Source organism: Nocardia terrae (genome assembly GCF_009760405.1).
In the GTDB taxonomy this organism is placed as follows: Bacteria; Actinomycetota; Actinomycetes; order Mycobacteriales; family Mycobacteriaceae; genus Nocardia; species Nocardia terrae.
The window spans coordinates 854,404-867,543 of record NZ_WRPP01000002.1 but is presented as its reverse complement, the minus strand read 5'-3'; the positions used below and the strand labels follow the sequence as shown (position 1 = coordinate 867,543).

At 69.9% G+C, this 13,140-nt stretch carries 12 protein-coding genes; 3 read left to right on the top strand and 9 right to left on the bottom strand.

Going from position 1 to position 13,140, the window contains the following annotated elements; translation table 11 throughout:
* Window positions 1–21: 21 nt before the first annotated feature.
* On the bottom strand, window positions 22–294 hold the full coding sequence (locus tag GPX89_RS13915; protein ID WP_157387850.1) for a DUF1918 domain-containing protein: 273 nt from the start codon (window positions 292–294) through the stop codon (window positions 22–24).
* 33 nt (window positions 295–327) lie between these two features.
* The gene (locus GPX89_RS13910) at window positions 328–1,716 is read right to left on the bottom strand and encodes a wax ester/triacylglycerol synthase domain-containing protein (RefSeq protein WP_157387849.1); all 1,389 of its coding nucleotides are present in this window, start codon (window positions 1,714–1,716) and stop codon (window positions 328–330) included.
* Window positions 1,717–2,041: 325 nt separating this feature from the next.
* Between GPX89_RS13910 and GPX89_RS13905 the strand changes: the two genes are divergently transcribed.
* The gene (locus GPX89_RS13905) at window positions 2,042–2,353 is read left to right on the top strand and encodes a hypothetical protein (RefSeq protein ID WP_157387848.1); all 312 of its coding nucleotides are present in this window, start codon (window positions 2,042–2,044) and stop codon (window positions 2,351–2,353) included.
* Window positions 2,354–2,428: 75 nt separating this feature from the next.
* Here GPX89_RS13905 and GPX89_RS13900 read toward each other — a convergent pair whose 3' ends face one another.
* Window positions 2,429–3,667 (bottom strand): alpha/beta hydrolase, encoded by a 1,239-nt coding sequence (locus tag GPX89_RS13900; protein WP_198347421.1) that lies wholly within the window; start codon window positions 3,665–3,667, stop codon window positions 2,429–2,431.
* A gap of 180 nt (window positions 3,668–3,847) precedes the next feature.
* Here GPX89_RS13900 and GPX89_RS13895 point away from each other — a divergent pair, with 180 nt between their 5' ends.
* A complete protein-coding gene (locus GPX89_RS13895; protein WP_157387847.1) occupies window positions 3,848–4,705 on the top strand; it encodes an alpha/beta fold hydrolase in 858 nt (285 codons plus the stop codon).
* 30 nt (window positions 4,706–4,735) lie between these two features.
* On the top strand, window positions 4,736–6,088 hold the full coding sequence (locus tag GPX89_RS13890; RefSeq protein ID WP_157387846.1) for a polysaccharide deacetylase family protein: 1,353 nt from the start codon (window positions 4,736–4,738) through the stop codon (window positions 6,086–6,088).
* A gap of 10 nt (window positions 6,089–6,098) precedes the next feature.
* On the opposite strand, the gene GPX89_RS13885 is transcribed toward GPX89_RS13890, so the two are convergent.
* From GPX89_RS13885 to GPX89_RS13860, 6 genes are all read right to left on the bottom strand, one after another.
* Window positions 6,099–6,983 (bottom strand): alpha/beta fold hydrolase, encoded by an 885-nt coding sequence (locus GPX89_RS13885; RefSeq protein WP_157387845.1) that lies wholly within the window; start codon window positions 6,981–6,983, stop codon window positions 6,099–6,101.
* 41 nt (window positions 6,984–7,024) lie between these two features.
* The gene (locus GPX89_RS13880) at window positions 7,025–8,359 is read right to left on the bottom strand and encodes a wax ester/triacylglycerol synthase family O-acyltransferase (RefSeq protein ID WP_157387844.1); all 1,335 of its coding nucleotides are present in this window, start codon (window positions 8,357–8,359) and stop codon (window positions 7,025–7,027) included.
* A 155-nt stretch (window positions 8,360–8,514) separates the two neighbouring features.
* Entirely contained in the window at window positions 8,515–8,916 is a 402-nt protein-coding gene (locus GPX89_RS13875) for a PNPOx family protein (RefSeq protein ID WP_157387843.1), read from the bottom strand.
* The gene (locus GPX89_RS13870) at window positions 8,913–9,773 is read right to left on the bottom strand and encodes a slipin family protein (RefSeq protein WP_328601799.1); all 861 of its coding nucleotides are present in this window, start codon (window positions 9,771–9,773) and stop codon (window positions 8,913–8,915) included. Before GPX89_RS13870 ends, GPX89_RS13875 begins: the two co-directional genes overlap by 4 nt.
* Window positions 9,774–9,825: 52 nt before the next feature.
* Window positions 9,826–11,190 carry a wax ester/triacylglycerol synthase family O-acyltransferase gene (locus tag GPX89_RS13865; protein ID WP_157387842.1) on the bottom strand — a complete coding sequence of 455 codons (1,365 nt, stop codon included), beginning with the start codon at window positions 11,188–11,190 and terminating at the stop codon, window positions 9,826–9,828.
* A gap of 93 nt (window positions 11,191–11,283) precedes the next feature.
* Window positions 11,284–12,996, bottom strand: coding sequence for a SulP family inorganic anion transporter (locus GPX89_RS13860; protein WP_157387841.1), 1,713 nt, complete (start codon window positions 12,994–12,996; stop codon window positions 11,284–11,286).
* Window positions 12,997–13,140 lie beyond the last annotated feature (144 nt).

The following is a 13,140-nucleotide window of genomic DNA, read 5'->3' as shown; positions in this document are numbered from 1 at the left end:
TTTCCTCTTCCGCGGCCCTGGTCACGTCGACTTGTTGCCCGAGTGGTTCGGCGTGTGCTGCATCGTGGAATATCGGGCCGCGGCGATCTCTTCGCGGGCACGCAGTTCCGCGCTGCTGAGCACGTAGGCGTCGGGGCCCGGGAAGGTCAGCGCCCGATGGCCGTTGTCGGTCCAATGGACGAGATAGGGCGGCGCACCGTCTTTTCCGCGCACCTCCTCGACGAGACCGCGGCGAACCGCACCGCCGACGGCACGTCCTTCGACGATCAGCCAATCTCCCGCGTGCGCTCGCATGGCACTACCTCCTCACTCGATGGCCGGGAACCGTCAGGTCGGTGAATGCTGTTCGGCCGGTGCCGGCTGCTCGACCTCACCGGGGTCGAGGGCGGCCACCGCGTGGAAGCCGGCCGCCAGGCAGTCGGTCAGCTGCGCCGGATCGGGTACCGCCGCGGTGTCGGAATTGATTCCGATGTAACAGGTTCCGACGTGGGAGATCAGGGTGATGTTCAGGGCGGTGCCGGTGGTGGGGCCGAAGGGGTAGATCCGCTCGACCTTCGCACCCGCGATGTAGAGCTCGACCGGGGAGCCGGGGACGTCGGAGGCGATGAAGTCGACATGTTTGAACATGGGGGTGAGCAGGCCGACCGGCAGCCGGTTGAAGGTCGCCGCGACGGCGTTGGACAGCGGGATGGCCGGTTCGCGCCGCCAGCGCTCGACGGTGGTGTCCAGGGCGCGCATGAGTTCGACCGCGGCGGTGATCTCGACGGGAACCGCGAAGCGCGCCAGCGTGATCCGATTGCCGCCGATGGGGTCGCCCGGCCGCCGCAGGCTGATCGGCATCGCCACGCGCAGGTGTTCGACCTGGTGTCCGTGACGGCGGTGGTAGATGCGCAGGCCGATCAGCACCGAGGCCAGGAAGGCGTCGTTGACCGTGCAGCCCGCCGCGTGCGCGCCGCGCTGCAGCGACGCCAGCGGCACGTCGAGCACCGTCAGCTGCCGCCCCAGGCCGCGCTGGGTCATCAGCGGTGACAGCGTCCGGGTGATCGGGCGGGCCAGCTTCAGCAGGGATTCGGCCAGTATCGCGCCGTCCCGGACGGCGCCGACGGGGTTGGTGACCGCGCGGCGGGCCAGCTGCGGAATCGCCGCGAGCCCGGAACGCACCATGTCCGCGCCCGCCGACCAGTTCCACGCGACGATATCGCCGAGCACGCCCCCGCCCGAGCCGGCCGTGTCGGAAACCTGTCCGTGTTCGGTCCCTTCCCGGGTGAAATCGAGGATCTCACCGGCGATCTCGATACCGCCGACGCCGTCGGTGAGGCTGTGGTGCACCTTCAGCACGAGGGCGCTCCCACCCCCTTCCAGACCGCCGAGCACGGTGAACCGCCACAGCGGCCGGGCCGGATCGAACGCGGACATGACCTCGGTGCGCGCGAACTCGATCGCCGCGGACAGATCCGCGGGGGCAGGCAGGGCGAGATGACGCACGTGCCAGGACAAGTCGAAGTCCGGATCGGGCATCCACCGCGGCGGCGTCAGCCCCCAGGGCGCCGCGACCAACCGGTGCCGGAACCTCGGCACCGCTCGCGTGCCTCGATCGATCATGCGTACCAGCCGATCCCAGTCCGGTTCGCGGTCCAGCACCAGCACCGTCACGATCGTCGATCGGAGATTCGGATCCTGCTCCATGCTCCATGTGAAGAGGTCCGACTGAGTCATATGTGAGTCCTGTGAACCCATCGCCTTAACCATTCGTCCGCGGGCGATTCCCCCTTCTTCACTGTGACCGCACCGAACTCCTGAGCGGCAGGGGCGAAGGTCCCCCGGACCGCGAACCTTCGGGCCCAATCGCACGCCCGGCGACGGTCCCGCGCGCTGCCGTTGATCTTGCTGTGCCACAGCGCCTTTGGTCCCGAGAGAGGACGAATCGACGGCCGGATGGGGACCATCGGCCCTACGGGGCGCCGCGTGGACGCGGACATGCTGATGCACGGTGCCGACTCCCTCGGCGACCGTTGCCCGATCTCGCGCAAGGAGCAAGACCATGACCACACCCACCCGGCAGGAGTCCCAGCAGACCGACCGTCTGTCCGACGAGGTCCTCGAATCGGCCAAGGCCGGACAGCGGGCCGCCAGCGCCGCCGTGCACGCCTTCATCACCACCGTCGACGAGGCGATTCGTGAGCGCCGGGAAGCGATCCGCGAGGACTCGGCCCTGCACGCGCTGCGCAAGTCCCTCATCGAAGCGGGCCTGGAACTGTCCGACAAGCTCATCACGGCGCAGTACGAGTTCCTGCGCAGCATCGTGCGCGAGGCGGGCGAAGCGCTGAACAAGGCCGACGGCCAGAAGCGCTGAGCGACATCGCCCACGCCGACCCAGAACGAGATGCCCGGTGGCCGTGCCGACAGGATCGGCGGCCGCCGGGCATTGTCATCCGGTGTGCTGCACTTCGACCTGAGAGTAGGGCGAGGACGCGCCCGCCAGCAGCGGTTCGGCCTGGCCGCGGGTCACCTGGTCGACGAACGCGACCAGGTAGGCGTCGGTGATGGTCAGCGCCACGTCGCCGTCGATCGATCCGAGCCCGACCGCGGACCGTAGCGGCAGGGCCAGGTAGTACGCGCCGTAATCGCTGAAGTTGAAGTGCTCGGACCCGTTGAGCCGATAGCTCCAGACGGGACCGGTGCTCGCCGTGAGCAAGGTGTGGGCGGCATCGTGTGCGGCTTGCTCGCTGGCATTGCCCGGCCGACAGATACCGGTGACGCACGAACTCTGGCTGGCCAACAACATCATCGGCTTGGCGAGCCCCGACCCGACGACGTCCCCGAATTGGGTGCCGTCCAGGTCCGCGGCCCCGACGCACCGCACATCATCGTGACACGCTTGCAGTGCGGCCGCGCCGCCGAAGGAATGGCCGAGGTACACGGTGGTGGCGGCGTCGATGTGCCCGGCGAACCGCCCGGTGGCGTCCAGCCCGGCGAGCTCGGTGGCGACGAAGCGGTCGTCGGCCGCCCAGACGCCGACCAGTCGATCGTCGACCGCACGCATGGCGGCCGTGTCCGAATCCTGGGGATTACCAGCGGATGTCGCGGCCACCGCCCGCCCGTTGAGCACTGTCAGTTTCGCGCTGTAGGTGGGGGTGATCCCGGCGACCAGGTACCCGTGACTGGCCAGATTCTCCGCGAGCGTGGTGTATTGCGGTGCGGCCAGACCCAACCCGGGTTCGAGCACCACGACGGGGAATCTGCCGACGGCGACGGGGGCGTCGGCGACAGCGTGCACCCGGACGTGGTCGAAACCGGTCTCGCCCAGCCCGGGCAGACCGCTCACGTGCAGCCCCGACCAGGCGCCCGGGGCGTAGGGCGCGGGCGCCGCACCGGGATCGGGTGCGGCCGGGTACCACAGCCACACCGACAGCTCCCGCGGCATGCCCGGCCGGGGAGCGAGCGGATCGGCACGAGTGTCGTCGGTCCAGTCGACGGTGGTCCGGCCGACCGCATAGGGACCGGTCGGGGCGGGCAGGGTGATCTGCTGCCCCCGCCTGACCGCCACATAACCGATGTAGCCGACGACCGTCACCATCGGCACGATCATCAGGACGAGCAGGGTCTTCGCAGTTCGGCCACGGAGCCACCGCCGGCTGGTACGCGTCTGCGCTGCCTGTTCGGCCAACGGGTGCCCTCTCCTCGTACGCACGACGTTATAGCGTCTCACGCTCTATCGCCAGGAACGGTCACAGCCCGTAAGGGCCCGATACCGTCGTCGAAAGTCCTCACGGTCGTTGACCTTTCAGTGCCGAGAGACGACATTCGGCCTCTCGGCGGACGACGGCCGGCGGTGCACAGTCGAAGCATGAACCTCTCAGGGCAAACCGGAGATCGGCCCGAGGACGGGCTGCGGTGGCGGACAACGACGGTCGACGGTGTCCGCAGCCGTTATCTGGTCGGCGGCTCCGGTCCCAACGTGGTGCTGCTGCACGGATTCGGGCTGGCGAATCGCACCTATCGCATCGCGCTCGAGGAGCTCACGCGCCGTGGGATGCGCGTCCACGCGCCGACGATGCCGGGCTTCGGCGGCACCGGCGAACTGCCCACCAGCCGCACCAGCATTCAGGGCTACGCGGCCTGGGTCGCCGCGTTCATCCGGTCCGTGGGCATCACCGAACCGGTCACCCTCATCGGGCATTCGTTCGGCGGCGGCGTCGCCATCATGACCGCTCACGACTCACCGGATCTGGTGGGCCGGCTGATCCTGGTCAATTCCGTCGGCGGGTCGGCGTGGGTCAACGGGCGCGGCACGCTGGTGGCGATGACCCAGCGGCCGCTGTGGGATTGGGGGCTGCACCTGCAGGCCGACGTCCTGCCGGTGCCCGAGTTGACCCGCGTGCTGCCGGTCATCCTCCGCGACGGCGTCCCGGCAGCGCTGACCCACCCGCGCGCCTTCTGGCGGGCGGCCAAGCTGGTCCGGACCGCGAATCTGACGGCCGAACTCGCCGAACTGGGCAGGCGCGGGCTGCCGATCACGATCGTCTGGAGCAACGAGGACAACGTGATCCCGGCCGCCGCGACCCACACCCTGCGCGCCGCCCACGAGGAGATCCGCACGATCACCGTCGAGGGCAGGCACTGCTGGCTGCTGGCCGATCCGACCCGGTTCGGCGAAGTCGTCAGTGAGGCACTGACTTTCACGCCCGCCACCGGCGCCGCCTGATACCGACCATCAGCCACGAGGACAACTGAAATGAAGACGACCCGCAAACTCGCGGCCCTGGTGGCCGCCCTGGTGGTGGCCTCGGTTCCGTTGCGGGCCACGGCCTCCGACGCGGCCCCCGGGTCGGCGACGGTGTTCACCCGCGCCTACGACACCGCGAGCAAGAACGTCACCCTCACCTTCGACGCGGATTGGTGGAGCCCGGGCAATCCCGACGAGGTGCTGCGCATCCTGCGCGACAACGGGATCACCGCCGCCTTCTCCCTCACCGGCCGCTATGTCGAGAAATATCCGGATCAGACGCGGACGCTGCTCGCGGCCGGGCACAAGCTGATCAACCACAGCTACGACCATCCCTACTTCTCCGGGCTCTCCCAGTCCGAGCGGTGGTCGGAGCTGGACCAGGCGGAGGCGGCGTTCAACCGGCTGGGGTTCACCTCCGGCGGCTGGTTCCGCGCGCCGTACCGCGACGGGTATCAGGACGCGAGCGTCAATCGTGATCTGGCGGCCCGCGGGTATTACGTCAACTTCGATTGGACCTTCGACACAACGGGTTACGAGGGCGCGAGCCTGGACACGATCCTCGCGCGGGTACGTCAGTACACGGTGCCGGGCGCGACGATCGTGATGCACCTGAGCAACGATTCCACCGACACCGCGGCGCTGCCGTCGATCATCTCGACCCTGCGCGGCATGGGCTACGGCTTCACCGACCCCTATCACGCCGTCACCCAGGGCCTGATCGGAGCGAAATACGCCGCGCTCGGCGCACAGCGCTCGGCGCTGGGCCCGCCCCGCTCCGGGGAGATGGCCGCCACCGCCGCCGGAACCAGCGCGGTGCAGTGGTTCGACGCCGGCCGCATCTACTGGCGGAACAACCTCGGCGCCTTCGAAGTTCACGGCGCGATCGGCGGCAAATACTTCGGGCTGGGCTCGGTGACCTCCTTCCTCGGCTACCCGAAAACCGACGAGACCACCACACCCGACGGCAAGGGCCGCTTCAACCACTTCGAAGGCGGCTCGATCTACTGGAGCCCCAACAGCGGAGCGGACCTGGTGTACGGCGCGATCCGCGACAAGTGGTCCGAACTCGGTTGGGAGCGCGGATTTCTCGGCTACCCGATCTCCGACGAGGTCGGCGTGACCGGAGGACGGGCGTCGCAGTTCCAGGGCGGCAACGTCTACTGGTCCGCGGCCACCGCCGCCCACGAAGTCCACGGCGCCATCCTGTCCCGCTACCTCCAGCTCGGCGGCACCTCGAGCAGCCTGGGCCTGCCGGTCGGCGACGAGCACGACATCGACGGCGGCCGCGCCAGCGACTTCCAGCACGGCACCATCACCTGGAACGCCACCACCGGGGTGGTGACGGTGACCAACCGGTAGACCGAACACCTCACCGCCACAACGGATCCCGCGAGCCTGGAGCGTCCAGGTGGCGGCTCACCGCCGCGAGCACATCGGCCCAGATGTCGTGGATGAGGTAGTGCCCGGCGTCCGGCACGAACGTGGCTCGGCAGTTCGGGAGGGCGGCCGCCAGCCGTCGCCCGTGCGCGACCGGGACATTGCGGTCGAGCTCCCCGTGCCACAGTTCCACGGGGACAACGACATCCGAAGGCCGGAACTCCCAATCACGGCGCAGCAGCACCATTTCGCGCGCCATGGCGTCGCCGGTGAGGGCCGCCCGGGCGTTCTCGGCGGCCATCCGGGCGATCTCCGGACGGGCCAGGATCCGCCGATCACAGTCCGGCAGCTCACTGCCGAGTCCACGCACGAACCGATCGGGGCGACGCGCCGCCAGCAGGGCCCCGAAGCGCAGCAGCGCCGGTGACCGGTGCGCCCACTCGAAGCCGCGCCGGGTCGTGGCGAGCATGCCGTCCAGGGCGTCCGGCCAGAACGGCGCGACACTGCTCACGAGCCCGACGGCGGCGACGCGGTCGGGGTAGCGCACCGCGCAGGCGAGCGCATGCGGTCCGCCGCCGGACACCCCGGCGACGGCGAAGCGCGTCCAGCCGAGCCGATCGGCCAGTGCCACAGCGTCGTTCGGCCAATCCAGCAGCCGACGGTGCGGTTGCGGACCGGACCCGCCGTAGCCGGGGCGGTCGGCGGTCACGAGATCGACGCCCAGGCTTTCCGGTATCGATTCGGGTGGCCGGAACAGCCGCGAACCCGGTGTGCCGTGACAGAACAGCACCGGTCGCCCGCCGGCTCGGCCCATCCTCAGATAGGCGAGCCGACGGCCGTCGTGCAGCGGCAGCATCGAGGTCGATGCCGTCGTCATCGTGGGAGTCCTTTCGGCCGGCACGCGGCCCCGCCGCCGCGCTACAGTGCGCGGCCGCGGGCGTGCGCCAGGAGCACCGCGATCTCGGTCGAGATCCCCGAGGCGAGTTCGTCGATGTCGGGGGTGGTGTCGTAGTCGCCGGTGATGCCGAAGTTCAGCTGGTCGGCGTAGCTGAGGATGGCGACGGTTGTGCGCACGCGCATGGCGATGGGGATGGCGGGCCAGATCTCGAGGACCTTGCGGCCGCCGAGGGTCAACCAGTGGCGGGGGCCGGGGATATTGGTCGCCAGGGCGCCCACACCGCGTTGCGGGACCCGCGACGCCGTGCGGAAGACGCCCGCCACCAGGGCGAACGGGAGTCGGTCGGCCAGGGCCAGCAGTGATTTCTCGGTTTCGGCCTCGCCTCGGGACCGGTGGCGTGCGATGCGTTCGTGTGCGGCGGTGAGGCGTTCGAGGGGTTGCTCGAACTCGATCGGCAGGCGCACGATCATCGCCGAAACACGGTTGTCGGGAACGTATCTCGCATCCGCGGCGCGCATCGACACCGGAACCAGGATGCGCAGTTTCCCGGGCGCGGGCTGCTCGCCCCGGGCCAGCAGCAACCGGCGGTAGGCGGCGGCGATGGCGGCGACCGCGACATCGTTGACCGTCATCCCGAAGTCCGTGGCGATCTCCCGGACGTCGGTCAGGCTGGTCCGTGCCACCACATAGCGGCGCTGGCGTCCGATCGGGCCGTTCAGCGACGAATCCGGTGCGGGCGCGACGGCGGAGTACACCACCGGGGCCAGCGTGCGCAGCGCGCCGACGACGAACCCGGGCACCGCGAACGGCAGTCCGACCGCGCGGGTGAGCGCCGCCAGTGTTCCTCCGCGGGAATGCTTTTCGAGCGCCGCATGCGGCACGGCGTCGACCGGATCGCAGAAGCTCTCGAACAGGGTGATGCCCGAGATGCCGTCGACCATGCTGTGATGGGCCCGCACGATCATCGCCCAGCGGCCGTCGCGCAGCCCCTCGACCACCACGACGTCCCACAGCGGGTGGTCCCGGTCGAACGGCTCGGCGAGTTCGCCGGCGACCAGCTCACGCAGCGCCCGCTCGTCACCGGGTTCGGGTAGCGCCGTCCATCGAATGTGGTGCGCCAGATCGAAATTCGGGTCGTCCTCCCAGATCGGCGCCACCAGATCCCACGGGACCCGGCGCACCCGCTGGCGCAACCGCCCGTGCAGGCCCAGACCCCGATCGAGCCCCGCGCGGAAACCGTCCCGCGTCGGAGGGCTGCCCTCGATGATCGCCACCGCGCCGATGCCCATGCTGATGTGCCGGTCGGCGTCTTCCATATCCATGAATCCCGCGTCCAGCGGTCTCAATTCGGTCATGATCATGCCCGTTCCGGCAGCCGCCGCGGCACTCTCCCACGGCTCGAAAACTGCCGCTGTCAGAAGGAAAGCGTCGCGCATCGCGGGCCATGTCCGGCAGATGCCAAGGTAACCGGATGCGATGACATTCGCACCCGGCGTACCTCGCGCCCGCCTCAGGCCGAGCCGGGCTCCGCGTCGATGACCACATAGGGATCCTCCGGGAACACCGGGAACCGTGGATGCGCCCGTTCGTAGAGCGCGTGCGCCTCTTCGAATTCCACCGTTCCCGGCCACACCGTGCGCGCCGGGCCCGACAGCCAGTGGCCGCCGACCCGGATCGACGCCGGATGCGGCGAGCGGAAGTTGCGCCACCACACCTTCGTGGCCGACTTCCCGACCCGGATGATCACCCGGTCCCCGGCTTTGACGAACATCACGGGAAACGCGATGTGCCGCCCCGAATTCCGTGCGGTATAGCGCAGTTCCCCGACCGTGCGCCCGAGACCGGTCGGCAGGCGCAAGGCCATCAGCACCGCCGAAGCGCCGAATCCTGGGGTCTCGTATCCGGTGCTCATCGCGTCGTCCCCGAGGCGAGGACCGCGGGCCCGTCGAGCACGGCGGCAGACCCGTTCGAAGGCGTCTGCGGGGCCTGCGCCGACGCGGCGGCGGATTCGCGGGCGAAGAACCCGCTGATGTCGCTGATGGCGCTCATCAGCGGCGCGGGGAACACGACGGTGGTGTTCTTGTCCACGCCCAGCTCCACCAGGGTCTGCAGGTTGCGCAGCTGCAGGGCCAGCGGGTGGGCCATCATGGTGTCGGAGGCCTCGCCGAGCGCGGCGGCGGCCAGCGATTCGCCTTCGGCGGCAATGATCTTCGCCCGCTTCTCGCGTTCGGCCTCGGCCTGGCGCGCCATCGCCCGCTTCATGCTGTCGGGCAGCTGGATGTCCTTGAGCTCCACCAGCGTGACCTCCACGCCCCATTCCAGGGTGGTGGTGTCGAGGATCTGGCGGATATCGGCGTTGATGGCGTCGGTTTCGGCCAGCGCCTGATCGAGGGTGTGCTGGCCCACCACCTTGCGCAGCGTGGTCTGCGCGATCTGGTCGATGGCGGCGTGCACGTTCTCGATCGCGACCACCGACTTGCGGGCGTCGACCACCCGGAAGTAGGCGACGGCCGAGATGTCGACGCTGACATTGTCGCGGGTGATGATGCCCTGCGACTGGATCGGCATGGTGATGATCCGCATCGACACCTTCTTCATCTGGTCGATGACCGGAATGATGAAGTTCAGCCCCGGCTCGCGGACCGCCACGACCCGTCCGAGCCGGAACAGCACGCCACGCTGGAATTGGAATACCACCCGAATGGACGTCGCCGCGACGATGATCACCACGATCGCCGCCACGAGGCCGATCCCGGCGGCGGCGTTCACGACGTCTCTCCTGACACTGTGATCCCGTAGCTGTTCATGATGTACCTCCAGTTCATCTCGATGACTTCACGATCGGCTGCCGCTCCCGGGCCGCCGCCAGCAATTCCGCGACAGCGGTGTGGATTCCGTCGGCGATCACCTCGAGATCCGGGGTGGAGTCGTAGTCACCGGTGATGCCGAAGGTGAGCTGATCGCCGTAGCTGAGGATCGCGATCCCGGTGCGCAGGCGCATGGCGATGGGGATGGCGGGCAGCAGTTCCAGTACTTCCCGGCCGAGCATGGTCAGGGTTCCGCGCGGGCCGGGCACATTGGTCGCCACGGCCGTCACGCCCCGCTGCGGCAGCCGCGTCCACAGCCGCAGCGACCAGGCCACCGGCGCGAACGGCACTCGGCCCGCCAGCGCCAGCAGCGACTTCTCCGACTGCGCCGCGCCACTGGACTTGTGCCGGAGCATCCGTTCGTGAATGGTCCGCAGCCGCTCGACCGGATCCTCGAGGTGCAGCGGCAGCAGCGACAGCACCGCCGAAACCCGGTTGTCGAACGCCTTTTTCGCATCCGCGGCGCGCATCGACACCGGCACCAGGATGCGCACGGAATTGCCGGTGGGGTCCTCGCCGCGGCCCAGCAGCACGGCGCGGTAGGCCGAGGTCACCGCGGCCAGCACCACGTCGTTGACCGTCGCGTCGAATCCCCGGCCGATCTCGCGGATCTCGGCCAGCGAGGCGCGCGCGATCACGTAGCGGCGCTGCCTGCCGATCGGGCCGTTGAGCGAGGAGGCGGTCGGCGCGGAGACCAACGCGGCGGCGACCGGCGCGAGGCTGCGGGCCATGCCCAGCGCGTACCGGGGCACGTCGATCGGCAGCCGCAGGCCCGTGACCGCCCAGTCGAACCAGTTCTTGGGACGAGCCGCGCCGTCGGCGCGCTCACCTGCGGGCGGCTGCGCGACTTCGTGTGCGTCGCACAGGCTCTCGAAGAGGGACACGCCGGAGATGCCGTCGACGAGGCTGTGGTGGGCCTTGACGATCAGGGCCCAGCCCCGGCCCGCGACCCGCTCCACGACCACGCATTCCCACAGCGGATGGTCACGGTCGAGGCGCTCGACCAGTTCGGTGGCGATGAACTCCCGCAGCTCCGCCTCGTCGGCCGGTTCGGGCAGCGCACTCCATCGAATATGGTGGGCCAGATCGAAATTCGGGTCGGACTCCCACACCGGGACGGTCAGGTCCAGGGGAGCGCGGCGGACGCGCTGGCGCAGCCGATCGTTCGCGGCGACTCTGTCGGCCAGCACCGCCTCGAACTCCGCGTGCGAGGGCGGCGTCCCGGACAGGATCGCCACCGCGGCGATGCCGAGGCTGATGTGCCGGTCCGAATCCTCGAGTTCGATGAATCCCGCGTCCAGCGGCTGCAATTCGGTCATGACCGATACCTGATCTTCGACTGTGTGTGGTGCTCGCCTGCCGGCGTTCACCCAGCATGTCGCGCCGACCGCGGGCGGGGTCACGGCCGAAGGTCACAGATCTCCCGGTCCGAGGTCGCCGACCTCCCGCCGATAGGCCGCGACCGCGGTGCGCAGGGTCGGGAACAGCCGGTCGGCGCCGATCCGCTCGACCAGTCCGGCCGCGCCGAGCGCCCTCAGCAGGTCCTGTTTCACCCGGGCCATGGCGAAGACCGTTCCCCGCGCCGTCAATTCGGCCCGCAGCTGTTCGACCGCGTCCAGGGCGGTGAGATCGACCTCGACGTTGGCCTCGGAGCTGAGCACGAACCAGCGCACCGGCTCGTCGTTCGAGGTGAACGAGTCGACCGCGGCCAGCGCGCGGCGGCGGAAGTCCTCGGCATTGGCGAAGCACAGGGGCGCGTCATAGCGGTAGATCACCAGTCCTGGAACGGGTTTCGCCTCCGGATAGTCGTCGACGTCGTGCATGCCGGCCAGGCCGGGCACGAAGCCCAGGATCGCGTCGTGCGCGCGGGCGACCCGGCGCAGCAGATCCAGGATCGACAGGCCGATCGCGAGCAGGATGCCGTAGAGCACGCCGACCGCGAGCACCGCCGCCGCCGTGCACAGCGCCAGCACCAGCTCGCTGCGGCGGAAACGCGCCAGCCGGGCGAACTCCGGTAGATCGATCAGCCGCAGTGCGGCGTAGACCACCAGCGCGCCCAGCGCCGCCGTCGGGAACGCGGCCAGGATCGGCCGCGCCCAGAACACCACGCCCAGCACCGTCACCAGCGCGACCGCCGAATAGAGCTGGGTGCGCGCGCCCGCGGCGTCGGCGAGCGTGGTGCGGCTGCCGCTGCAGCTGACCGGAAAACCCTGCGACACACCGGCGGTCAGATTGTTGACGCCCAACGCCAGCAGTTCCCGGTTCGCGTCGACGGTGTCACCGTGGCGTGCCGCGAAGGCCCGCGCGGTCAGCACCATGTCGGAGTACCCGACCAGGGCGACGCCGAGGGCGGGCAGCAACAACGCGGTCAGATCCCCCGCCGCGACGTGCGGCACGCCCGGTGCGGGCAGCCCCGAGGGAATCGCGCCCACCACCCGAATCCCGTGCTCCCGCAAGGAGAACACCACCGTCACCACCGTCGCGCCCAGCACCGCGATCAGCGGCCCCGGCACCCGCGGCGCCTTCCATCCCGCCAGGACCAGCACGGCCAGCGTCGCGGCGGCCAGCAGCAGCGTCGGCCCGTGCACTTGGTGGATGTGCGCCGCGAACGATCGCAGCTGATCGGGGATCTCCTCCCCTTCCATGGGCACCCTGGCGATCCGCCCGAGCTGACCGATGATCATGATGGCGGCGGTCCCGGCCAGATAGCCGACGAGGACCGGCTTCGACAGCAGATCGGCCAGCACGCCCAGCCGCGCCACCGCGCCCACCACACCGCAGGCCCCGACCAGCAGCGCCAGCGCCGCCGCCAGGGCCGCGTAGCGCGCCGGGTCGCCGGAGGCCAACGGGGCCAACGCCACCGCCGTCATCAGCGCGGTGGTCGATTCCGGGCCCACCGACAGCTGCCGCGAGGTGCCGAGCACCACGTACACCGCCAGGGGTCCGATCGCCGCCCACAGGCCCGCGATCGGGGCCAGACCCGCCACGGTCGCGTAGGCCATCACCTGCGGAATCAGATAGGCGGCCACGGTCACGCCCGCCGCCGCGTCGGTCCGCAGCCGGGCCGGGCGGTAGCCCCGGAACTGCGCGAGTCCCGGCAGCCACCGCTCCGCGCCGCGCGCCATCAGTGCACGCTATCGCGGGCGGTGGTCATGAGTACTCCCTTCCGCCACGAGCCTCGCGCGGGCACGTGTGGGCGGGGCAGAGTCGACCGGTCGCAAGTGAGATGACCAAATACTCTGCGGCGCACTAGGAACGGCCGTAGGCAG